Below are 23,078 nucleotides of genomic sequence, written 5' to 3'. Positions count from 1 at the left end.
TCGCATCCGTGCAAGGTCAACTCAGTGTTTCCAGGTATTTCTCGTGGAAGCTGACATAGCCGGGCTCGACGACCTTGAGGTGCCGCTCGATCAGAGCATGGAACCGCGGCAGTTGATGAAACGGCACACCGGGATAGGCATGATGCTCGGCGTGAAAGGGCATGTTCCAGGCCAGCTTGCGCACTGCCCAGTTGGTCAGCGTCGTCCTGGTGTTTTCCAGCATGTTGGCAACGAACGGACAGCGGCCGTGCTCGGCCAAGAGATAGAGCCGAAGGAATGGCTGACCGAGCAAAGCGGGGATGATCCAGACATGGAGAAGCGCGGTGAGCCGGAAATACACGGCGAGCAGAATGACCACGGCGTAGAAGGCAATCATGGCGCGCGCCTCGGCTCGCACCTTGGGCCGGCCTTTCGGCGGCACGTACCTATCCCGGCATTTACCCATCGCATTGGCATGGAGGGTCTTGAGATGGCCCCGCCACACCGGGATGCCGGAAACATGCACGAGGTACTGCCGCAGCGTTTCCGGTTTGGGAAAGGCCAGTTCCGGATCATTTTCCGGATCCTGGGTGAAGCGGTGATGGGCGAAATGGAAGTAGCGGAACCAATCGGCCGGCAGCGCGAGCGCCAGGCTGCACAGCCGGGCCACGGCATCGTTCAGCCACTGCGTCTCGAAGGCCGTGCGATGAACCGTCTCGTGTAGCAGCGTAAACAGGAACACGATGAGGATGCCTTGCGGCAGCATCAGCAGCGGCCAGAATGGTACCTTGGCCGCAATCAGCAACCCAATGACCACAATCGCGCCCCAGTGAGCGCCGAGCTGGACGAGACCCGCGACGTCCGACTTGGCCGTCAGGCGATTGCGCTCTTCCGGGGTCAAGGATCCAATTATGTCACGGTGGTCCATTGGCCTCGATCTAGGCTGGAGATTTGATGAGGCCCACTCTAATTGCTAAAAAACCTTTCCAAAAACAACGATTTCTGCAATTTTGATAAGCTTAACTTATCTATCTGCCGGTCATGGTCGCACTTCCATCCCTAAAAGGACTTCAGGCTTTCGAGGCCGCGGCGCGTACCGGCAGCTTCGCCGCGGCGGCGGAAGAGCTTTCCGTCTCGGCCGCCGCCATCAGCCAGCTTATCCGCACCGTCGAGGAGCAGATGGGCCGCAAGCTGTTTCATCGGGTCAACCGTAGAGTTGTCCTCAGCGAGGCAGGCGTCGAAATGCTGCCACGGCTGACCATGGCCTTCCAGGAAATCGGCAGTGTCTCGCGCGAACTGAGCGGCGATGCCTTCCGCCCGCGCTTGGTGGTCTCGGTGCCGCCGTCCATGGCGATGGGCTGGCTTTCGCAGCGTCTCGCGGGCTTCGTCGCAAGCCATGGCGCCGCCGATATATCGCTTCGCGGCGATGACGACCCGGTGCCGTTCGACCGTGAGCTGATCGACATCCGGCTCTCCTACGGTCCGCATTACCGCGAGCACCCGACCGAGGAGATCGTCCGGGACGCCGTCTATCCCGTCTGCGCGCCACAGCTTCCCGGCATGATCAAGGCGGATGGCGATGCGCTCGCCGGGCTGCCGCTGATCCACACCGACTGGGGACCGACGGGCGCGTCATTTCCGTCCTGGCGCAACTGGTTCGAGGCGGCTGGTGTCGAACCAGGCCGGGCGGCGCAGCGCGGCTTGTCGGCCAACTCGTCGCGCGCAGCTCTCGACCTCGCCATTTCGGGGCTGGGCGTGGCACTGGCGCAAGGGGTCTACTGCGCCGAGGCGGTGGAGGACGGCAGGTTGATGCGGCCCGCCGAAAGGGCGATTGCATTGCGCCAATCCTATTGCCTGACGATCCCGGAGCGGAGCGCAAGGCGCGATGTCGTGGTGGCGTTTCGCGATTGGCTGATCAATGAATGCCGGCGTGCAGTGGGCTCGCCGACGCTCTGTTGACCCGACATACAGCGATGGTCAAAGGTGCCCGCTCAGCGCCGCCACCATGTCCTTGCTGGTGGCCACCGGGACGATCTCGAACTCGACGAGGTCCGCCCATTCGATGACCCAGCGCTGCAGCAGCGTGACGTCGTCGGGCTCCACCAGCAGGAAGCAGCGGCTCATATCCGCGGCGATCCAGCTGTGGTGCACGACAAGCTCCTCCGGCTTCAGACGGCCCCGGTCGCGGAAGCGACGGTAGATGTCCCTGCGGTCGCGACCGGTGAAATCCTCGATCACGATGAACTGCATGTTCCCCCCCCCGGTGAACTATCGTCCCGGCCGATCGAGCCGCTCCAGGAACCATTGCGTCAGCCGGACCCAGACCTCGTCCTTCTCGCCCGAATCCTCCCAGCCATGGTCGAGGTTGGGATTGTCGTTGACCTCGATGACGAAGACGCCGTCCTTGGTCTCCTTGAGGTCGACGCCGTAGAGGCCGTCGCCGATGCAGCGCGCTGCCTTCACCGCCGTCTCGACGACATGGGCCGGCGTCTCCTTCAGCGTGAAGGTCTTGATGCCGCCCTGGTCCGGCTTGCCATTGGCCTTGTGGTTGACGATCTGCCAGTGCTTCTTGGCCATCAGATAGTGCACGGCAAACAATGGCTGACCGCCGAGCACGCCAACGCGCCAGTCATATTCGGTCGGGATGAATTTCTGCGCGATGAGGAGGTCGGAATCCTCCAGCCATTCGGTTGCAAGCGTCTTCAGCTCCTCGAAGCTGGCGCATTTCTTGACGCCACGCGAGAAGGACGAATCCGGGATCTTCAGCACCAGCGGGAACCCCAACGTCTGCGCCGCAAGCTCGAGATCCGAAGCGCCGGCGATCATCACCGTCGGCGGCACCGGCACCTTGTTGTAGGACATCAACTCGTTGAGGTAGACCTTGTTGGTGCAGCGGATCATCGACAGCGGATCATCGATGACCGGCATGCCTTCCTGCTGGGCGCGTCGGGCGAAACGATAGGTATGGTTGGAGATCGAGGTGGTCTCGCGGATGAACAGCGCGTCATAATTCGCGAGCTTGGCGAGATCCTTCCTGGTGATGGGCTCGATTTCGACCCCCATCTTCTCGGCTATCTTGGCCCAGTAGCGCAGAGACGAGATTTCCGACGGGGGCAATTCCTCATGCGGATCGACCAGCGTGGCGAAGGTGTAGCGCGCCGGTGTGCGGCCCTTGGTGTCGCGCCACTCGCGGTTGGTGTAGGTCTCCAGGCACTGGATGAAGTGCGCCTCTTCCTCCTCGGTCATCCGCGCCAGCGGATGGAAGCCGATCTTGCGGATCGAGGCCCATTCGGCGCTGTCCTTGATATGGACTTCGAGCGCCGGCGCCCTGAACCAGTCGAACAACAGCTTGGCGAAACGGTCCCACACCTTGGAGGGTCCGATGCCGAAGAAGATGCACACCTTCGCCGGAAAGGCACCGCCGAGATCCTTGCGGCATTTGTTGAGCGCCAGCTCCAGTTCCGGCAGCGCATGCTCATAGAGCTTGCGCTCCGACAGGTCGATCATCGTCTCGACGGTCGGGATGACCTTGTGACCCCGCGAGCTCGCCAGCAGCGAGGCATAATAGCCGCGGCTCTGGTAGCCGTAGTTGTTCGACAGGTTGATGACCTTCGGCCGCTGGCCCCGGAACAGCGCCGGATGTGCAAGATAGTCGCGGTTGGTGATGATCTTGTGCGGTGTCGCCACCTGGTCGAGGTCGCTCTGCCTGCCGGTAAGGATGACCCAGGTCATTGTGTGTCGCGCTTCCCCAGAGTGATGGCGGCGCGCAGTCCGTCGCGGCCGAACTGCGCCATGTTCATGAAGATGCCGTAGGGCACGGGAATGTTGGCGGCATCAAGGATGGTTTCCTGCCTTTCGTCCTCGACCCAGGGATCGTGGATGAGAATATGATCGCCGTCATCGCCGATGGCCAGCACCCAGTGCGGCACCTTCTTGCCGAACATCAGGAAGCCGCTGATCAGCACCAGCACCAGCTTTCCCGCGGCGATCGCGGTTCTGATGTCATCGATGGTGAACGAGCGGTAATTCACCGGGATGCCGTAAAGTTCCGCGCGGCGGCGAAAGTCGACCTGCGCCAGTTCCATTACCCGGCGCTTTTCCTCGCTGCGCACCGACTGCAGGAACAGCGCGCCGTAGAAGGAAACGAAGATTTCCGCGGCGAGCCCGCTTTCGTACCCCGAGACAGCCAGGCCGAACGGTTCGCAGCCGCCCGGCCCAGACATCATGAAGACAGTCGTCGCCTCGCGCCAGAGGCGGATTTCCATCACCGGATCGGGCACGAAACCGCGGTCGAAATTGGCCATGGCCATCATCAGGCAACAGGGGCCGCAGGTGAATTCGCAGGTCTGTTGGTAGAATGGCACCCGGGTGGCGACCGCAAGGTCGCCGCGCAAGGTCTTTTCATAGCGAAGCGCGGTGGCGCCGTCCTCGTAGTAGCCAGGTTCCCGGCCAATCTTGCGGTAGCCGGCAAGCTCGTAGATGCGGATGGCACGGCCGTTATCCTCGCGCACTTCGAGACGCAGCATCATACGATCGTGCTCGAAGGCCGCCTCCTCCGCCGACGACAACAGCTGGCGCCCGATGCCGAGCGCGCCGAAAAACGGGCCGACAGCTATGGAATAGAGCCGCGCCACGCCACTGCCCTTGCGAAACAGCACGATCGCATAGCCGGCGACGCGGCCGTCGACTTCGGCGACCAGAGTCTCGGCGGTCTCACGCTCGATGAACAGACGAAAAGAGCGTCGCGAAATGCGATCGCTCGAGAAAACGGCTTTCTCGATGGCGGCGAGATCATCGACGTCAGACGCGCGGGCCGTGCGGATATCGGCAGGCATGCGACTTTGAGAAACCCTCGATTGGGTTGCGGAACCGGCCCCGGTCAAAGGCGTCGCAAACACCGGCCGAAGCGCCGGTATTCATGAAGCGCTATCGCTCCCTGATTAGGGCCGAATTGTGACAGTTTCCTCGACGGCATGGAAGCGGCCTGGCTTTGAACAGGATCGCTGTCTCGAGGCTCCGCCGGCTGCGAAAATAGCCGCCAACTCAGCTTGTGAGACCTGCCAGAAGCTGGCCATAAGCGCTCTTTGCCACCACTGCCAATTGGTCACGCGGCAGCGAGCCAACGACGGCGCAGCCATAGCCCTTGTCCAGCCAGTAGATGGCCTGCGGACCCGCCTGCGCCGAAGCATAGGTGCCCGTGGCATTTTCCGCCGATTCCGCCGTCACGAAGAGGGATATGCGCTCTCCCTTGTCGTCCTCGTAGAGCAGCATCGCGGCCTTGCTTTCGCCGGCCGGCAGCAGCCGGCCGCCGATCAGTTGAAAACCGTTCGCGGTCAGGTCCGGTGCCACCAGCTTCAGGCCGACCCGGTTTGACAGCCAGGTCTGCAAATGATCCTTGTCGCTGGCCGGCACTTCCACCGCGTGCCGCTTCTCGGCCGCGTAGATGACGTGGGCGGCAATCGCCTGTTCGGCGAGCCGGTCTTCCGCCTGATCCTCCTGCCCGATGCCGCCAATGCCGGCGACGTAGCCGCCAAATCCACCCGCAGCCAGAAGCACGGCCGCGGCCGCGCCAAGCCACCAGCGTGAACGTGGCACCTCTGCCTTGACCGGCGTTTCGCCGAGCACGACCTTGCGCAATCGCACTGGCACGGCTTCATCCAGCACGCCGGCAAGGGCGGCGCGCAATGCCTCCCGGTCGGCGGTGAAGCGGGCGCTCCTGGCCTTCATCTCGGGATTGGCCTCGAGCCAGGCTTCATAGGTGACACGCTCATCGGCTGGCAGTTCGCCGTCGAGCGCCATGTGGATGTCACGTTCGGAAAAATCGCGGCGGATCATTTCTCGACGATCCTTATCGCGCGGCGGCGCGCCGTGTCGTCCAGCAACCCACGCAGTTCCTCGCGCCCGCGCGCAATACGTGACATCAGCGTACCGGCGGGCACGCCCAGAATGTTGGCGGCTTCGGCGTAGGAGAAGCCTTCAATTGCAACCATGACAAGGGCCGCGCGGCGATCGGGGCTGATCGCCTGCAATGCGTCGATGATCTCGCGTGAGGCGATGCCGTCCAATTGCTCGGCCGGTTGGGCTACCGTCTCGCCCGCCTCCAGCGGCAGCATCGCCGCTTCGCCGCGGCGGTTCACCTTGCGCATCTGGTCGATGAACAAATGATGCATGATCGTAAACAGCCACCTCCTGGGGCTTTCTCCTGTCTGCCAGTTGTCGAGCCGCACCAATGCCCGCTCGAGGCAGTCCTGAACGAGATCGTCGGCGGCATCGCGGTCGCGCAAAAGCGAGCGTGCATAGCGGCGCAGGCGCGGTATTTCGCCAAGGATTGCTGCCTTCTTTTCGTCCATGACCGCTGGTTCTGAGCTCGCCCTTATTGATCTCGATTGAACGCGCCTTCCCGGCGTGGCGCAAGCGGCCAGCGCGAAGCGGTCCGCCGCCCCGGTCACCCAAGCAATGAGATAACGCTGGCGGGTGCCGGTTTATTCCGGCTGGATTGAATTTCCCCCATCATTGCTCGCCTGCAGATACCGTCTCCCTCGCCGCCCGCGTCAGAAGCCGCTGGTAGAACAGGCCGATGCCGATCAGCACGGCGCCCAGGCCGATGAAGGACAGCGCCCTGAGCACGCCTTCCAGTTCCGACATGTCGAACAGGAAGACCTTCAGCACGGCGACCGCGATCAGCACGGCGGAGGCAACGCGCAGCACCTGCGACCTCAGCCAGACGCCGCCGGTGAGCAACGCTACGCCGATGACCAGCCACAACGCCGAATAGGTGTAGGTCTCCAGCTGACCGAGTCCGCTCCACAGGCCGATGAACTCGCCCTTGAACAGGCGTCTTACCGACAGCGTGGCATAGGCGAAGGCAAGAAGAGCCGCGACCAGCGCCAGCATCGCCGAATACCATTTCGGCCGCTTGCCTCGGGCATAGAGCGCCAACCCACCGGCGGCGACGGCCGGCAAGAGATAGGCCAGGAACACCAGGTTGAAGACCGGAATCCGGCCGGTGGATTCGTCCGTAAACAGCGGATCGAGCACCAGGAAGTGCTGGACGATGACGAAAGCGGCTGAAACCACGCCGGCGGCCATCGAGCCGTAACGCAGCACCGAGCTTGGCGAGCGCCGGTCTATGGCGACCAGGATGGCGCCGGCGCCGATGGCGATCAGCGTGTAGATCGCCTGCTCGGCAAGCGTTGGCGCATCGCTGTTGATGATGCCGCCATGCATCGCATGACGCACCAACATGGCAATGGTGAGCAGCGCAAACAGCGCCGCTGCCGCTTCCATGGCGAGGCGGGGGCGGCCATTGGTGGTGCGGGCGAGCTGCCAGGCGGTGAAGCCGAAAGCGAGCGCGGGTATGCCGTAGCCAAGCAGCAGCCAGTTGAACACCGGCGTCCTGGAAAGGAATTCCGCGCCGCCGATGGTCGGATCGAAGGCGACGCGGCCAAGCACAGCAATCACCGCGCCGACCGCAATCCAGCCGAGCACGGGATAAGAGCGCCAGCGGGTCGCCAGTGCAGGCACAATTGTCGCCGCACCCAGCAGGACAGTGGTCCAGCCGGAATCGCAAGCCGTGTGCAGCATCAGCAGGCCGGCGACCGCCGCGCCACCGAAGTCAAACGATACCGCCATGCCACCCTTGAGCGGTGGCTCCTCGGCCCGCGCGACCCACTCGCCGCCAGCGGCGAAAACCACAACCAGAAGAGCTGCGACGGCGGCATAGGCGAAGTCTCGGTCGAGATCGCCAAAGGTGAGCCACAGCGCCAGCAGGATGACCAGCGGCACGACAACGCCCCATGCCGCCCATGAGGCGGCGCGTATCTGTGTTGCGGCGGCAAATCTTCGCGCCGCCCAGAGCCCGGCGCCAATGAAGACGAGGCCCAGTGCCGGGCCAATGCGCAATGTCAGCGTATTGGCGATGGCCAAAGGCGAGCCATCAACGCCCAAGACGCCATTCGAAAAGTCGGAAGTGATCGAGGTCGGCGGGATGATGCCGAGATATATCAGCACCGTCGCCAGCCCCGCGGCGTAGAGCAGCGGCAGGGCCAGCGGACGGTAGAGCGCGACGGCCACCATCGCGGCAAGCAACCCCGCGCCCGGCAAGGCATAGCCGGCGGCGGCAAAGACCGGGTCGACCGACAGGCCCAGCGCAGAGAATGCGATGAACAAGCCAGGCACGATGGATGGCCAGTCGAATGCGTTGGCCGGTTCGGTTTCGCCGCCACGGCGGCCGAGCCAGGCAAAGGCGAGTATGGCGAGCGTGACGGCGTCGATGAACAGGATGGCGGAGAGGTTCGCGCCTGGCGCATCCATCATGTAAAGGACGGTCCAGATGCCCGTGCCGGCAAAAGCGGCCGCCATCAGCAATTTCCAGTCGCGCATGCGAGCGATAACGCCTGTGGCGGCCAGCACGATGGCGAGATAGCCGAACAGCGCCCAGGGATTGGGCGCCTGCGAGGCAACCAGCATTGGGGTTACAATGGCGCCGACGAGGCCGATGCCGGCCAGCGCTTGGCCGTGAACGAGAGCGGCGGCGATGGTGGCGATGCCGATGGCACCGAGCAACGTGAAGGCAAGTGCCGGCCCGATGAAGCCGTAGATGCCGTGAGCGGCATAGACAGCCCCGAACAGGATGAAGGCGCCGGCCGCCGTCAGGATCGCCGGAATGTAGGCGCCAGCCGCACCTTGCACCGGCACCCTGAAGCCGGTGCGGCGAATGAACTCGCCAGCGGCCACCAGCACCAGCCCAAGCACCGCCGCCATGGTGAGCCGCACGCCGGGACCGAAAATGCCGGCCTCGATGGTGTAGCGAATCAGGAACAGCCCGCCCAGCGCCAGCGCGATGCCACCGACCCAGACGGCCCAGCGGGTGCCGAGCGCCGTTTCGACGTCGGACCGGCGAGCGGCTTTCGCAGCGGCTGCTGGCGCGGCAGGTTCCGTTGCCTTCTGTGCCGCCTCGCCTGCGCTCCACGGGCCAGCCAGGACCTCGCCGGCCAGAGCTTCCACTTCCGTGGCCGGCCCCTGCGCGGTGATCGGCTCGCCCGCCGCCGGCGAGGCGGTATCGGCGGCCGCCACTGCCACCGGCGCCTCGTCCAACTTGCCATCGGCCGCCGCCTGTTCGGTCGGCTTGGCCACGGGCGGCGCAGCGCCTGAGAGCACAAGGCTACGCAGGGCGCCAAGTTCGCGCTCGATCAGACCGATGCGGTTCTGCTGGCGCGACATGATGACAAACAGGGCGATGATGGCGACAAGGCCGATCAGGTTCTCAAACATGGCGGTTCCCCCAAACCAGGCCAGTTTTCACTGACGTTTCATTTCACTGACATTCAAATTGCGGCGGCCAGGCGGCTGGAAAACTCAACGCGCCGCCAGATTGGCGGCCGGAAATATCGAACATGTCTCGGTGCCGAAAGCCAGAAGCTTGCCGCTGGCATCCTTCAGCGTCGCTTCCGAAACGGCAAGCGTGCGGCCCTTGTGGACCACTTTGCCCTCGCAGACCACCTCGCCGGTCCTGGGCGTGATCGGCCGCGTGAGGTTCACCTTGAATTCCGCAGTCGTGTAAGCCTCGCCCTTTTCGAGCAGCGTCTGCACGGCGCAGGCCAGCGCCGAATCAAGCAGCGTTGCCGCCCAGCCGCCGTGTACGCCACCCAACGGGTTGAGGTGGCGCTCATTCGGCACGCCGCGGAACACGGCGCGGCCTTTCTCTACTTCAGTTAACGCGAAGCTGAGTTGGTAGGAGATCGGCGGTGCCGGATATTTGCCGTCGATAATGCGCTGCAGCAGTTCGAGGCCGGTATATTTCGTTATGTCGGCGTGCGGGATTGTGCCGAGGCCGAGCGGCGAGACCCGGCCCGGATAGAGTTCGACTTCGCTCATGCCGCGTTCTCTCCGGCGATGGCCTTGCCACGCGCGTGGTGCTTGCGAAGTGCGGCAAGAAAACCGGTGCGGGCGTCGGGCTCGTTGATACCGCGCGGCTCATAGACGTGGCGGGTGAAGAAGAAGCCGGTCAGCCGGAAGGCGTCCTCGATCGCCACCGGATCCCCACGCAGGCCGGAGCCGCGCTGCAGGAAAGCCGGCAGCGCCAGCATCTTGTCGTGCCACGGCGCGCCGGCTTCACGCGATACCGCGCGGCCGGAGTTCGGAGAGACATAGGCAAGATCCTGCCGCGTGCCGGTGGCGGCGCATTGGCTGAGATCAAGGCCGAAGCCGAGTTCATCGAGGATCAGAAGTTCGAAGCGCGCCACCAGTTCGCCGGCGGCGTCGGCGTCTTCGAGATGAGTGATCATCACGGCAAGCGCCTCGTAGATGCCGCCATGGGCATCGCGCTCCGGCAGCAGACGAAGATGCGCGGCCATGGTCTGCAGCCCGTAGACAGCGACGGCGCTGTCCATCAGCCGGGCGGCGTTCATCTCGATCGCCTCGGCCTGGAACGTGCCGAGATGCTCGTCAAGGCGCGCCCGCCATAAGAGATCTACGCGGTTGCCGGGCTGGAGAACGGGCTGCTGCTTGCGCGAGCGGCCGCCGCGAACGAGACCGAGATGGCGGCCATGCGCGCGGGTCATCACCTCGAGAATGGCGCTGGTTTCGCCATGCTTGCGGGTGCCAAGAATGATTCCCTCGTCGCGCCACTCCATGCATGAGCCTTCCACCGGTTGAATGGCGAAATCAAGATGCGGCTCAGGTGACTGGCGAATCAGCGCTCGACCTGCAGAAAAAAACCGCCCGCAGCAGTATGCTGCGGGCGGCCTGGTAGGGTATTCGATGCTTTAGAACGAGCGCTGGAAGCGGAGGATACCGCCGAGATTGCTCTTCTTGGTCGCGCCGGCCCATACGGAATTGGCCGGGGTGTCATCGCCGACGTTCTGGTAGTCGACTTCAGCCGTGACCGTAAAGCCGGGCACAACGGTATAGGCAATGTTGGCGGCGACGCCGAGGTTCTTCCAGTCGTCATAGGAGACCTGGGCGTTGAACGACGTCTTGGCGTTGAACTTGTAGGTGCCGCCGCCCCAGACTGCCCAGTTGCCGCCCCACTGCTTGTAGAAGCCACGGCCATGTGCGTCGATGACGTTGTTGGCGTCGTCCGTGAGGTTGTCGTCGGTGCCATAGCCGCCCATGACGAACAGCGACAGTTCCTTGGTGACGTTGACGTCCAAACGGACCTTGCCGGCCACTTCCTCGTAGTTGCTGTCATAGGCGACAACGCCGGTGATCGCACCCCAGTCGGCCTTGTACTTCAAGCCGCCGACGACATGCGGAACATAGCTGTCGATGGTCCCGACGGTGCCGGCGCCTTCTTCGAGCGAGACCATCGCCGAGATGCCGTTGCCTGCGTCGAAGTAGTATTGAACGACGTTGCTCTCCTGGCCGCCATAGGGAACGATCGTGTCCTGGATGACGTTGCCCGCATAGCCGATGAAGGTATCGAAAGCCGTATCGTCCTTACCGACGCGCAGACCGCCGAGCTGGATGTAGGCGAAACGCAGCGACAACGACTTGTTACGGCCCTGCCAGTCGGTGCTTCCGTTGACATAGTCGCCGCTGCTGTTGCCATAGTTGAAGCGGGTCTCGGTGTAGGTCTTCAAGGTGCCGAGCTCGGTCTCCTGACCGGTCCAGGTCTTCAGCGTGAAGCGGGTGTTCTTGTAATAGGTCGAATGAGTGGTGCCGGCGTCCTGATGATCCGGGACGTGGTTGACACCATCGAACGTGCCGGCATCGCCGACGCCGATGTCATAGCGGACATAGCCGCCGATGCGCAGGCAGGTCTCGGTGCCCGGGATGTAGAAGTAGCCGGCGCCGTAGACGTCGCAGATCTTGACGTATTCGGCCGGTTCCGGTTCGGCGACGACGACGGCGTCCGCGGCACGTGCGCCGGAGACCGCGATCAGTGCCGCGGCTGAGCCGAGAAGGAGGCTCTTGATGTTCATTTTCTGACCTCTCCAGTCAAGTTAAAAAAATTAGCTTCGGATTTGTGGAAGACGGATCAATTTCGCCTCACCCCCACAGCGAAAACGGCCCGCACCGCGACCCCTTTTCGATCGCGAACATACCCATCGATCTTCAGCCTTCAATGACAATTCCATAAATAGGCCGGATTCCTGCCACAGATTAAATCCGTGTTGCACAAATAACACTAATTCATGCGCCTTCATTTTCAATGCAGCACAAATGGCACACCGTCACATTTGTGTAATAATCCCGGTTTCTTTCGCGTCTAACTTTATTTTATTGACGTTTACCTTATATGTTTCAATTGGTGATTATACGCCACCTAAGTACATTAGGAAGTATTTGCTTCCCACTCTTGATTGGTGAGAACGGGAGTCAACTCCATCTGCTGCGACGGAAGAAATCGCGCCGCCCCGGACGCCAGCTCACTGACCGCGTCGACGCGCTCCAAGGCAATCAGGAACGCGGCCAAGTGCCCCGCGAATCGGGGAAGCTAGCGATATGCTCGTGCCGTGACGTTTCGCCTTCGATTCAACGATGGACGGACCAATGCGAGGCATGCCCCTTCCCCCGGCACAACTATCGGCGGTGACACAGAAATGGGCAGCTGCAAAGGCGGCGCGCCAGTCTCGTCCGTCAGCGACGCGCCTTTTCATGCCCTAATGCGGAAACTCCAGCCCCATCTCGCGGTAGCGCTCGGGATCGTCGCCCCAGTTCTCGCGTACTTTCACGAACAGGAACAGGTGCACCTTCTGCTCGAGGATGCCCGAAATCTCCATGCGCGCCGCCTGGCCGATGGCGCGGATGGTCTCGCCCTTGTGGCCGAGCACGATCTTTTTCTGGCTGTTCCGCTCGACATAGATGACCTGCTCGATGCGCACAGAGCCATCCTTTTTCTCTTCCCATTTCTCGGTCTCGATGTGCGAGGAATAGGGCAACTCTTGATGCAGCCTGAGATAGAGTTTTTCACGGGTGATCTCGGCCGCCAGCTGGCGCATCGGCAGGTCCGAAATCTGGTCTTCCGGATAGTACCAGGGGCCGGCCGGCAGCGCCTGTGCCAGATAATCGAGCAGATCCTTGCAGCCGGAGCCGGTCAACGCCGAGACCATGAAGGTGCGCTGGAACGGCACCTTCTCGTTGGCTGCCGCGGACAGCGCGAGAAGCGCCTCTGGCTTGACCCGATCGACCTTGTTGAGGATCAGCGCCATCGGCTGGCGCACGTCCTTCAGCCGTTCGAGGATGGCTTCGGCATCGCCCCGGATGCCACGCTCGGCATCGATCAGCAACAGTACGATATCGGCATCCTTGGCACCGCCCCAGGCAGTCGTCACCATCGCCGTATCGAGGCGCCGCCTGGGCTTGAAGATGCCAGGCGTATCGACGAAGACGATCTGTGCATTGTCATGCGTAGCGATGCCGCGCACGATGGCGCGTGTCGTCTGCACCTTATGGGTGACGATCGACACCTTGGCGCCGACCAACTGGTTGACCAGCGTCGACTTGCCCGCATTCGGTGCGCCGATCAGCGCGACGAAGCCGGAGCGCGTGGCGGGAGCAGCTGCGTTGTCTTCGGCGGTCATGCCGCGCTCCCTTCATTGACCCAGACACCCTCACGAACCAGAAGAGCCGCGGCAGCGGCCTGCTCGGCCTCGCGCTTGGATCGGCCGGTGCCGGTTGCAGGCAGAAATGCGCCAACCCTGACGCTGATGGTGAACAGCGGATCGTGGTCCGGCCCCTCGCGGCTGTCGATCTGATAGGCAGGAACCGCGCTCGCCGCCTGGTGCGCCCATTCCTGCAATTCGGTCTTGGCGTCGCGGCGTGCCGCACCCGAGGCCTGTGAACGGGGCTGCCAGTATTTGTGGATGAAAGCACGCGCCGCCTCCAGCCCACCGTCCAGGTAGAGCACGGCGATCAGCGATTCCAGGGCGTCGGCCCGCAGATTGACGCGCTTGCGCCCTTCGAGGCCGCGCACATCCGATCCGGCACGGATCAGGTCCGGCAGCCCTATATCCTCCGCGATCTCGGAAAGCGCCTCGGCATTGACCAGCGCATTGAGGCGCAGCGACAGTTCGCCTTCCGCCGCGTCGGGAAACGCGGCCAGCAACATGTCGGCAACGACAAGGCCGAGAACCCGGTCACCGAGAAATTCGAAACGCTCATAATCGGAGCCGGCATTGGCGCCGCGTGCACTGGCATGGGTGAGCGCGCGCTGCAGACGCTGGGGGTCTGCAAAGGCATGGCCCGTACGTTCCACAAGCGCTTCGGCGAGCGCATCGGCGGTCAACCGCTTCGTTACCGCCATGACCCTAGTTGACAAAATGGAACAGGCGCGAAACGCGCATCAGCGACGGCCATTTCCAGATTTCGAGCGGGCTTGCCTTGCCGGCGATCGAGAAGAAGACAAGATTGGCGCGGCCAACCAGGTTCTCGGCGGGAACATAGCCGACGGTGAACCGGCTGTCGGCGGAATTATCCCTGTTGTCGCCCATCATGAAATAGTGGCCGGGCGGCACGTCGAATTCGCGGGTGTTGTCGCCGATCGAGTTCGGCGACAGATCGAGCGTGTCGTAGCTGACGCCGTTGGGCAATGTCTCGCGGTAGACGTCGATCGGATAATCCTTTTCCGTGATGTCGGGATTGTCGATCTGGCCGGTCTTCACGCGTGGCACGCCGACGCCGTTGATGAACAGCTGGCCATCCTTCATCTGGATCTTGTCGCCAGGCAAGCCGACCACGCGCTTGATGTAGTCAACGGACGGGTCCGGCGGGAACTTGAACACCACCACGTCGCCACGCTTGGGCTCGGAGCCCCAGATACGGCCCGAAAAGATGTCGGGCCCGAAAGGCAGCGAATAGCGCGAATAGCCGTAGGACCATTTGGTGACGAACAGATAGTCGCCTTCCAGAAGCGTCGGCCGCATCGATCCCGACGGGATCGAAAAGGGCTGGAACAAGAGCGTGCGGATAACGAGCGCGAGCAAGAGCGCCTGGACGATGACGCTGACGGTTTCGCCAAGCCCGCCGGATTTCTTCTGGGATTTTTCAGCCACGCTCATGTCGTCCTCGATTGTGCGTTGGATGTATAGAGTCTCGGCGTGCGCTGGGCAACGTCAATGCCGGTCGTCAAATGCAATCAATGTGGCGCTTGTTCGACGGGCAACGCCTCGATGATCACAAAGGCTTGAGCAAGCGGGAAATCGTCCGTGATCGTGAGGTGGATCGCTGCCCGATGCCCTCGGGGAAGGATTTTTTCCAGTCGCGCCAAGGCTCCGCCGGTCAGTGCCATCGTCGGCGCGCCGCTGGGCAGATTGACGACGCCCATGTCACGCCAGAAGACACCTTGCGCCAGACCAGTACCCAGCGCCTTGGCGCAAGCCTCCTTGGCGGCGAAGCGCTTGGCGTATGAGGCGGCGCGAGCACGCCGATTCTCCGAACGCGCCTGCTCGAGTTCGGTATAGATTCTCTGGATGAAACGCTGGCCGTGACGCTCCAGCGACTTCTCAATGCGCGTGATGTCGATCAGGTCACTGCCGATGCCAATGATCATCGCGCGGCGGAGCCGATGCTTTCCGTAGGATGGGACGACTGCTCACGGCGGCTTGCGCGCTCGGCCAGCCGCTTGCGCCTTTGCGCACGGAAGACCTTCATGCCCCAGCGGGTGATACCGTAGAACACGAGACCGAACACCAGCCCGAGCGGCACCGCGCCGATCAGCATCGGCTCGAGCACCGGATGCCATAGTTTCGCGAAGGAAAGCGTGTGCAGCATCTCGCCCAGATGCGCCGGTGGACCATGTGTCGGCAGGCGATCATGCAGGATGAGTTTGCCGGTTTCCCAGGACGCACCCCAGAGCAGCGGAAAGGTCAGCGGATTGCCGAAGAAAACGGCACCGAGCGCCGCCGCCACCAAATTGCCGGCGATCACCCAACACAGAACGGCGGCAATGATGAAATGGAAGCCCACGGGAAAGAACGAAGCGAAGACACCAGCCGCGACGCCGGCCGCCACCGCGTGCGGCGTGGCCTTCAGCCTCAGGATGCGCTTGGAGAAATACTGCAGTGAACGCGAAAACGAACGGCGCGGCCATAGATAGGTGCGCACCCGCTCGAGAAGGCCATCAGGCTTGCGGCGACGAAAAAGCACTCTTTCCTGTTCCCGATAAACCAACAACTCGTGTGCCGGCTGCTGTCAGCCGGGCTTCGATCGCCACATCTTGCGCCTTGCGGTCGCCGAAAGGCAATCGCGACTTTGATATAGCCATCCGCAACCCCGACAACAACCGAAGGCCACCTGCACAACGGCCGCACCGCCATAATTTTTGGTAAGGTTCATCTCTCCAACACCGGACAATCACGGCGAATTGAGAAGAAGCGTCGGCTTATTGTCGCAGCCGAGTGCTTGCGAAACTACCGAAGGTACTGGCTGACTTCGACAAGGTTGCCATCCGGATCGCGGAAATAGACCGACATCATCGGGCCCCGCGCTCCGATCCGTTCGACCGGCCCAAGCTCCATCACCACACCTCTAGCCTCCAGGCTGGCGAGGAATTCGCGGAGCGGCCGATCGGTGACCAGGCAGAAATCGCCGGATCCAGGCGTCGGCAGCTTCGCCTTGGGTTCGAAGGTGCGGCCGGCCTCGTGGACATTGATTTTCTGACAGCCAAAAGCCAGCGCCGTCGGCCGGCCCGGCGTATCAACGCGCTCAAAGCCCAGCACGCGCTGGTAGAAGGCACACGTCGCTTCGAGCGACGCCACCGTCAGCACGAAATGATCGATGCCGACGATCATTCGACCTCCCAGTCAGATGTTGCGGCTGCCGGGCTTGATTGCCGGTATGGCGGCAAGCTCCGGCGGCAGTCGGTCCGGCGGATAGGCCGGAACTTCATACTCGGCAAGCGCGATCAGCGGCACCCCGACATGGGTCTTGCCGGCCGAACGGTCGATGATGCAGGCGGCGGCCACCACCTCGGCGCCAAGTTCGCGCAGGCAATCGATGGTTTCGCGGATCGACAGGCCGGTGGTGACGATATCCTCGACTATGACGACACGCGCACCGCTCGCGATCTCGAAGCGCCGCAGGCGGAACTCGCCCCCTTCCCGCTCGACCCAGATCGCCGGCACGCCGAGATGGCGTGAGGTCTCGTAAGCCGGGATCAGGCCGCCGATCGCCGGACCCACGACATAGTCGATCTTGCCTGGCACCGCGGCGCGGATCTTCTCGGCCAGCGCCTTGCACAAGCGCTCGGTCTTGTCGGCGTGCATGAACACGCGTGCTTTCTGCAGGAAGACCGGACTGCGCAGGCCAGACGTCAGGATGAAATGCCCCTCCAGAACAGCGCCCGCCTCGCGGAAAATGCCCAGCACTTCTTCGGTATTCATCTGCGCCTATCCCCTCATAGATCAGCCGCGTCAGCCATTCACGCGCCGTGCATCGCTGACGCTCGAATTGTCCTTGAGCTGCGACAGCAGCCGGTTGAGATGCTTCAGATCCCAGACTTCGAGATCGATCAGCATTTCGGTAAAATCGGGCGCCGTGCGCACCATCGACAGCGTATGGATGTTGGCGTCATTGGAGGCGACGACCTGAGCGATGTCGGCAAGAGACCCTGGCGCATTGATGGCTGTGACCGAGACACGCGCGGGAAAGCGCTCCTTGGTGCGTTCGTCGATGTCCCAGCGCACGTCGATCCAGCGCTCCGGCTGGTCATCGAAGGCCTGCAGGGCCGGCGACTGGATCGGATAAATGGTGATGCCGGTGCCCGGCTGGACGATACCGACGATACGATCCCCAGGCACCGCCCCTTCCGGCGCGAACCGAACCGGCAGGTCGCCGCGCACGCCGCGGATCGGCACGGCGCCATCGCGCGGCTGGTCCTTGTCCTTGCGCGCGGCGCGGCCGGGAATCTGGAACAGCATGCCGGCGGCGTTGCGGATCTTCGACCAGCCTTCCTCGCGCTGCTTGGGCGCCGCCGGCGTGACGCGCTCGTCCTTGTAGTCGGGGAAAACCGCCTTCATGACGTCGGTGGAGGCCAACTCGCCACGCCCCACCGAGGCCAGCACATCCTCGATGTCCTTGCGCGCCAGCCGGTGCAGCACCGGCTTCAGGCTTTCCTTGGTGAAGCTCTTGCCGGCCCGTTCGAAGGCGCGCTCCAGAATGCGCGCGCCGAGGCCTGAATACTGCTTGCGGATGGCATTCTTGGTGGCGCGGCGGATGGCGGCGCGCGCCTTGCCGGTGACGACGACGGATTCCCATGCGGCCGGCGGCACCTGCGCCTTGGAGCGGATGATCTCGACCTCGTCGCCATTCTTCAGTTCCGTCATCAGCGGCATGATGCGGCCATTGACCTTGGCGCCGACGCAGGTGTCGCCGACGTCCGTATGCACCGCATAGGCGAAGTCGATGGGTGTGGCGCCACGCGGCAGCGCGATCAGCATGCCTTTCGGCGTGAAACAGAACACCTGGTCCTGGAACAGCTCGAGCTTGGTGTTTTCGAGGAAATCCTCGGGGTTGTCGCCTTCGGCGAGTTGTTCGATGGTGCGGCGCAACCAGGCGTAGGCGTTCGTTTCTTTCGAGATTGCATGGCCGGCCCCGTTCGTCTTGCCGCCGGTATCCTTGTAGATCGAATGGGCGGCGACGCCGTATTCGGCGATCTTGTTCATCTCGCGCGTGCGGATCTGCAGCTCGACGCGCTGGCGCGAGGGGCCGACGATGGTGGTGTGGATCGAACGGTAGTCGTTCTGCTTCGGTGTCGAGATGTAGTCCTTGAAGCGGCCAGGCACCATCGACCATGTGGTGTGGATGGCGCCGAGAGCGCGATAGCAGTCCTCGACCGTATCGACGACGACACGGAAGCCGAAAATGTCGGACAGCTGCTCGAAGGACAGGGCCTTGGCCTCCATCTTGCGGAATACCGACCAGGGCTTCTTCTGGCGGCTTTTGACGCCGGCCTTGATCGCGTGTTTTTCGAACAGACCCGAAAGCGCCTTCTCGATCTCGGACAGCACATCCTTGTTGCGCTCGAATATTTCGGCCAGCCGGGCGGTGACGGCACGATGGGCTTCCGGATTGATATAGCGGAAGGCGATCTCTTCCAGCTCTTCACGCATGCCTTGCATGCCCATGCGGCCGGCAAGCGGCGCATAGATCTCCATCGTCTCCTCGGCAATGCGCAGGCGCTTGGCCTCCGGCATATGGTCGAGAGTGCGCATGTTGTGCAGACGGTCGGCGAGCTTGACCAGAAGCACGCGGACATCTTCCGAAATCGCCAGCAGAAGCTTGCGCAGGTTTTCCGCTTGCTCCGCCTTCTTCGACACGAGGTCGAGCTTCTTCAGCTTGGTCAGGCCCTCGACCAGCTTGCCCATTTCGGGGCCGAACAGCTCGTCGATCTCAGCCCGGGTCGCCGTGGTGTCCTCGATGGTGTCGTGCAGTAGGGCGACCGCGATCGTCGCCTCGTCCATGTGCATTTCGGTGAGGATGGCGGCGACTTCGAGCGGATGCGAAAAATAGGGGTCGCCCGAAGCACGCTTCTGGTGGCCATGCTTTTGCATGGCATAGACATAAGCCTTGTTCAGCAATGCCTCGTTGACGTCAGGCTTGTAGCGCTGCACGCGCTCGACAAGCTCATACTGACGCATCATGGGCACAATCTCTCGGCGATGAAATGAATCATGCGCCGCACTGATGTACGGCGCATGTCATAGATAGCCACGAAACTGACGAGACGGAAGTGCCGGACGATTGTTCCAGCCGCTTCTGGAGAACTCTCTTAGTAGTCGTCGCTCTTTTCCGGCGGTACCAGACCTTCGATGCCGGCCAGCAGGTCTTCCTCGGTCATGCGATCGAAGGTGACGTTGTCCTCGGCGTCGTCGGTCTCGGCAGCCGCAACAGCGCCGCCGGTCTGATCGGCGATTGCCTCGCCATCGGCTTCGGGTTCGTCGACCTCGACATGCTTCTGCAGCGAATGGATCAGGTCTTCCTTGAGATCGTCGGGCGACAGCGTCTCGTCGGCGATCTCGCGCAGCGCGATGACCGGGTTCTTGTCGTTGTCACGAGGAACGGTGATCTGCGCGCCCTGGCTGATCTGACGAGCGCGGTGGCCGGCAAGGAGCACCAGCTCGAAGCGGTTGTCGACCTTGTCGATGCAGTCTTCAACAGTTACGCGGGCCATGGATTGCCCCTTTCATGCCTGGATTTGATGGAAAACAGACGCGGTCCATAACCTGAACGCCGCCAAAATACAAGCATCATGGCATTGGCGGGACCATTGGGCGCTCAATCCTGTGTCCAGACACCGAATTTGGCGAAACCGGGCCGCTTCCATGTCCGGCTTCGCGATCACAATTGCTTGCAGTACGGCGACACGCCCTTGGATTGCCACCAAACTGGCGTTATTTCGGATGGTCAAGGTCAGCCGGTTTATTATGAGCCTGACCGACCGTCGCTACCGCATTTCGTTTAGACGGCCGCATTTTCGAAAAGGAATATTTTCCATGTTCGACCCCCGTGAAAAGATCGCCCTGTTCATCGACGGCGCCAATCTCTACGCCACATCGCGGGCGCTCGGCTTCGACATCGACTATCGCAAGCTGCTGTCGAGTTTCCAGAAGCGCGGCTACCTGCTGCGCGCCTATTATTACACCGCGCTGGTCGAGGATCAGGAATACTCATCGATCCGCCCCCTGATCGACTGGCTCGACTACAACGGCTTCAAGGTGGTGACCAAGCCGGCCAAGGAATTCACCGACTCCACCGGCCGCCGCAAGATCAAGGGCAATATGGACATCGAGCTCACCGTCGATGCGCTGGAACTTGCCGACGTCGTCGACCACTATGTCATCTTCTCCGGCGACGGCGACTTCCGCACGCTGGTCGAGGCGCTGCAGCGGCGTGGCCGCAAGGTGTCGATCGTCTCGACCATGGCCTCGCAACCGCCGATGATCTCTGATGATCTGCGCCGCCAAGCCGACCACTTCATCGACCTGACGACGCTGAAGAACGAAGTTGGCCGCGATCCGTCCGAACGGCCTGTAAGGCGGCCCGAACCGGCCGAAGTCGAAGAGGAAGACTATTGAGGCCGGTCGACTTGACCGCCCCTCCCATTTCCGAACCGAACCGCGACTGCCCGCTCTGCCCGCGGCTGCATGACTTCATTGCCGAATGGCGGCAGCTCGAACCGTCCTGGTTCAACGCGCCGGTGCCGACCTTCCTGCCGTCGGAAGGCGAGGATACCGTTCAACTTCTGATCGTCGGGCTGGCGCCCGGCCTGCGCGGTGCTAACAGAACCGGACGCCCCTTCACCGGCGACTATGCCGGCGACCTGCTCTATTCGACGCTGATCGCGCACGGTTTCGCCCGCGGCGAATTCAAGGCGAGGCCCGATGACGGGCTGGCGCTCGTCGGCACCGCGATCACCAATGCCGTGCGCTGTGTGCCACCGGAGAACAAGCCGGTCGGCGCCGAGATCGCCACCTGCAGGACATTCCTGGTGCCGACGATCGCTCGCTTTCCCAACCTGCGGGCCGTTCTGGCACTGGGTTCGATCGCGCACCAGTCGACGGTGCGCGCGCTGGGCGGGCGTGTCGCCGCCTATCCTTTCAAGCATGGCGGGCAGCTGGCGGCCGGCGGCGTTGCGCTGTTTTCGAGCTATCATTGCTCACGCTACAACACCAATACCGGTGTCTTGACCGAAGACATGTTTGTCAGGGTCTTCAGCGAGATCGAGGCATTCCTGAAGAATTGAGATCACCGCATCCCCGACATCGGCTCACACCGGCAGCAAGGCGTCCGGTTTCACGTCGCCGATCGAGCCATAGGTATGTGTCTCCTTCACTGCTTCGACCGATCCGGATCGGATCCGTCTCGCCCGGCACGGCTCAATGCGCCGCCGCAAGCAGCGCCGCCAACTTCTCCTGCCCGCCTTGAAGAACGTTCAGGTCAACGTCACCCTCAATACCATCCACCCGCCCCCTGTTGTGATACTGCCAATAGACCCAGTCGTCACGATCCGGCTTCACAAGCAGCGAGCGAAGCCAGAGCGGGCGAGCGGCGATCTGCCCGGCATAGGCGGCCTCCGCCTCATCCGTCAGATAGACGATCGCCGGTTTGCCGAACGCCGCCTCGACAGGTTCGAGGAAGGCCTGGAGTTCGGCATTCAACTGTCCGGCCGACGGACGCTGCGGACAGTTGCCGCCGAACTCGATGTCGACGACCGGCGGCAGCATGGGCTGATCGTGCGGCACGACCGAGATGAAATTCTTCGCCTGGTCGGCGCCGGGCCGGCAGAAGGTGAAGAAGTGATAGGCACCCACGGCAAGCCCGGCGGCGCGGGCCTCCCGCAGATTGGCGGCAAAGGCTTTGTCGACATGATCGCCGCCCTCGGTCGCCTTGATAATGGCGAAGGCGACATCATCGGCGGCAACGCGCCGCCAGTCGATCTGGCCCTGATGATGGGAAACGTCGATGCCTCTGACTGGATATTTGCCGCGGTCCGGGGAAAACGTGCGGAAGTTCAGGACGCCGACGATAATGACGAGGCCAGCAAGGGCCAGACTTGCCGCACCCCAGCGGATGATCCGGTTTTTCGAGGCCATTCCCTTGTAATTCCGCGCACTCCTGCGGTTCGACGCTTGCAAGCCAGACTCCCGGCTCTCTTCAAGCTATCGCCCGACGTTTCTCACCCACGTTCCTTGAGAAGCCTTCCCTTCTCACGCGACCAGTCGCGTTGCTTTTCGGTCTCGCGTTTGTCGTGCAGTTTCTTGCCGCGGCCGACGGCGAGCAGGAGCTTGGCGCGGCCCTGGTCGTTGAAATAAATCTTCAGCGGCACCAGGGTCATGCCTTCGCGGTCGACGCTCTGCGAGAGCTTGGCCATCTCACGCTTGTTGAGCAGGAGCTTGCGGCGACGGCGCGGCTCGTGGTTGAAACGGTTGGCCTGCAAATATTCCGGCAGATAGGAATTGATCAGCCAGATCTCGCCGCCCTCGACCGAAGCGTAACTTTCCTGGATGTTGGCCTGGCCCTGGCGCAGCGACTTGACCTCGGTGCCGGTCAGCACCAAGCCTGCCTCGATCGTATCGAGCACCTCATAGGAAAACCGCGCCTTGCGGTTTTCGGCAACAGTCTTGTTGTTGGGGTCGGCTTTTTTGACTTGATTCATA

The 23,078-nt window shown here is 62.6% G+C and carries 24 protein-coding genes; 3 read left to right on the top strand and 21 right to left on the bottom strand.

Going from position 1 to position 23,078, the window contains the following annotated elements; translation table 11 throughout:
• Positions 1–16: 16 nt before the first annotated feature.
• Positions 17–907 carry a fatty acid desaturase family protein gene (locus tag FJW03_RS04695; protein ID WP_140766948.1) on the bottom strand — a complete coding sequence of 297 codons (891 nt, stop codon included), beginning with the start codon at positions 905–907 and terminating at the stop codon, positions 17–19.
• A 113-nt stretch (positions 908–1,020) separates the two neighbouring features.
• Here FJW03_RS04695 and FJW03_RS04690 point away from each other — a divergent pair, with 113 nt between their 5' ends.
• Positions 1,021–1,938 (top strand): LysR substrate-binding domain-containing protein, encoded by a 918-nt coding sequence (locus FJW03_RS04690; protein WP_140766947.1) that lies wholly within the window; start codon positions 1,021–1,023, stop codon positions 1,936–1,938.
• Between the two features lie 18 nt (positions 1,939–1,956).
• On the opposite strand, the gene FJW03_RS04685 is transcribed toward FJW03_RS04690, so the two are convergent.
• The 18 genes from FJW03_RS04685 to rpoZ all read right to left on the bottom strand — a co-directional run bounded on the left by FJW03_RS04685 (position 1,957) and on the right by rpoZ (position 20,092).
• The gene (locus FJW03_RS04685; RefSeq protein ID WP_140766946.1) at positions 1,957–2,229 is read right to left on the bottom strand and encodes a DUF3303 domain-containing protein; all 273 of its coding nucleotides are present in this window, start codon (positions 2,227–2,229) and stop codon (positions 1,957–1,959) included.
• An 18-nt stretch (positions 2,230–2,247) separates the two neighbouring features.
• The gene (locus FJW03_RS04680; RefSeq protein WP_140612814.1) at positions 2,248–3,711 is read right to left on the bottom strand and encodes a RimK family protein; all 1,464 of its coding nucleotides are present in this window, start codon (positions 3,709–3,711) and stop codon (positions 2,248–2,250) included.
• Positions 3,708–4,814 carry a peptidase C39 family protein gene (locus FJW03_RS04675; protein ID WP_140612813.1) on the bottom strand — a complete coding sequence of 369 codons (1,107 nt, stop codon included), beginning with the start codon at positions 4,812–4,814 and terminating at the stop codon, positions 3,708–3,710. Before FJW03_RS04675 ends, FJW03_RS04680 begins: the two co-directional genes overlap by 4 nt.
• A 208-nt stretch (positions 4,815–5,022) precedes the next feature.
• Positions 5,023–5,814, bottom strand: a complete 792-nt coding sequence (locus FJW03_RS04670) for an anti-sigma factor family protein (RefSeq protein ID WP_140766945.1) — start codon at positions 5,812–5,814, stop codon at positions 5,023–5,025.
• Entirely contained in the window at positions 5,811–6,329 is a 519-nt protein-coding gene (locus FJW03_RS04665; RefSeq protein WP_140698133.1) for an RNA polymerase sigma factor, read from the bottom strand. The genes FJW03_RS04670 and FJW03_RS04665 overlap by 4 nt, the downstream gene beginning before the upstream one ends.
• Before the next feature lie 160 nt (positions 6,330–6,489).
• On the bottom strand, positions 6,490–9,252 hold the full coding sequence (locus FJW03_RS04660) for a DUF2339 domain-containing protein (protein ID WP_140766944.1): 2,763 nt from the start codon (positions 9,250–9,252) through the stop codon (positions 6,490–6,492).
• Between the two features lie 84 nt (positions 9,253–9,336).
• Positions 9,337–9,855: a PaaI family thioesterase gene (locus FJW03_RS04655; protein ID WP_140766943.1), complete on the bottom strand. Its 519-nt coding sequence runs from the start codon at positions 9,853–9,855 to the stop codon at positions 9,337–9,339.
• A complete protein-coding gene (gene recO, locus FJW03_RS04650) occupies positions 9,852–10,613 on the bottom strand; it encodes a DNA repair protein RecO (RefSeq protein ID WP_140766942.1) in 762 nt (253 codons plus the stop codon). The genes FJW03_RS04655 and recO overlap by 4 nt, the downstream gene beginning before the upstream one ends.
• Before the next feature lie 132 nt (positions 10,614–10,745).
• Positions 10,746–11,903: a porin gene (locus FJW03_RS04645; protein ID WP_140698145.1), complete on the bottom strand. Its 1,158-nt coding sequence runs from the start codon at positions 11,901–11,903 to the stop codon at positions 10,746–10,748.
• A 681-nt stretch (positions 11,904–12,584) separates the two neighbouring features.
• Positions 12,585–13,505 (bottom strand): GTPase Era, encoded by a 921-nt coding sequence (gene era / locus FJW03_RS04640; RefSeq protein WP_140766941.1) that lies wholly within the window; start codon positions 13,503–13,505, stop codon positions 12,585–12,587.
• Positions 13,502–14,227, bottom strand: coding sequence for a ribonuclease III (gene rnc, locus FJW03_RS04635; protein ID WP_140766940.1), 726 nt, complete (start codon positions 14,225–14,227; stop codon positions 13,502–13,504). The genes era and rnc overlap by 4 nt, the downstream gene beginning before the upstream one ends.
• Positions 14,228–14,231: 4 nt before the next feature.
• Positions 14,232–14,981, bottom strand: coding sequence for a signal peptidase I (lepB, locus tag FJW03_RS04630; protein WP_096456321.1), 750 nt, complete (start codon positions 14,979–14,981; stop codon positions 14,232–14,234).
• 77 nt (positions 14,982–15,058) lie between these two features.
• Entirely contained in the window at positions 15,059–15,472 is a 414-nt protein-coding gene (gene acpS, locus FJW03_RS04625; protein ID WP_140612804.1) for a holo-ACP synthase, read from the bottom strand.
• Positions 15,469–16,068: a DUF2062 domain-containing protein gene (locus FJW03_RS04620; protein WP_140612803.1), complete on the bottom strand. Its 600-nt coding sequence runs from the start codon at positions 16,066–16,068 to the stop codon at positions 15,469–15,471. Before FJW03_RS04620 ends, acpS begins: the two co-directional genes overlap by 4 nt.
• A 263-nt stretch (positions 16,069–16,331) precedes the next feature.
• On the bottom strand, positions 16,332–16,712 hold the full coding sequence (locus FJW03_RS04615; protein WP_140766939.1) for a VOC family protein: 381 nt from the start codon (positions 16,710–16,712) through the stop codon (positions 16,332–16,334).
• 12 nt (positions 16,713–16,724) lie between these two features.
• Positions 16,725–17,303 carry an orotate phosphoribosyltransferase gene (pyrE, locus tag FJW03_RS04610; protein ID WP_140766938.1) on the bottom strand — a complete coding sequence of 193 codons (579 nt, stop codon included), beginning with the start codon at positions 17,301–17,303 and terminating at the stop codon, positions 16,725–16,727.
• Between the two features lie 30 nt (positions 17,304–17,333).
• Positions 17,334–19,562, bottom strand: a complete 2,229-nt coding sequence (locus FJW03_RS04605) for a RelA/SpoT family protein (protein WP_140766937.1) — start codon at positions 19,560–19,562, stop codon at positions 17,334–17,336.
• A 128-nt stretch (positions 19,563–19,690) separates the two neighbouring features.
• Positions 19,691–20,092: a DNA-directed RNA polymerase subunit omega gene (rpoZ, locus tag FJW03_RS04600; RefSeq protein WP_140612799.1), complete on the bottom strand. Its 402-nt coding sequence runs from the start codon at positions 20,090–20,092 to the stop codon at positions 19,691–19,693.
• 322 nt (positions 20,093–20,414) lie between these two features.
• Between rpoZ and FJW03_RS04595 the strand changes: the two genes are divergently transcribed.
• On the top strand, positions 20,415–20,996 hold the full coding sequence (locus tag FJW03_RS04595; RefSeq protein WP_140612798.1) for an NYN domain-containing protein: 582 nt from the start codon (positions 20,415–20,417) through the stop codon (positions 20,994–20,996).
• Between the two features lie 11 nt (positions 20,997–21,007).
• The gene (locus tag FJW03_RS04590; RefSeq protein ID WP_140766936.1) at positions 21,008–21,664 is read left to right on the top strand and encodes a uracil-DNA glycosylase; all 657 of its coding nucleotides are present in this window, start codon (positions 21,008–21,010) and stop codon (positions 21,662–21,664) included.
• A 133-nt stretch (positions 21,665–21,797) separates the two neighbouring features.
• Here FJW03_RS04590 and FJW03_RS04585 read toward each other — a convergent pair whose 3' ends face one another.
• Both FJW03_RS04585 and smpB read right to left on the bottom strand, forming a co-directional pair.
• The gene (locus tag FJW03_RS04585) at positions 21,798–22,514 is read right to left on the bottom strand and encodes a GH25 family lysozyme (RefSeq protein ID WP_140766935.1); all 717 of its coding nucleotides are present in this window, start codon (positions 22,512–22,514) and stop codon (positions 21,798–21,800) included.
• Positions 22,515–22,597: 83 nt separating this feature from the next.
• The gene (smpB, locus tag FJW03_RS04580) at positions 22,598–23,077 is read right to left on the bottom strand and encodes an SsrA-binding protein SmpB (protein ID WP_137932111.1); all 480 of its coding nucleotides are present in this window, start codon (positions 23,075–23,077) and stop codon (positions 22,598–22,600) included.
• Between the last annotated feature and the right edge of the window lies 1 nt (position 23,078).

Origin of the sequence: Mesorhizobium sp. B4-1-4, from assembly GCF_006439395.2 — a bacterium.
GTDB lineage: Bacteria > Pseudomonadota > Alphaproteobacteria > Rhizobiales > Rhizobiaceae > Mesorhizobium.
This window is presented reverse-complemented; position numbering and strand designations above follow the sequence as displayed.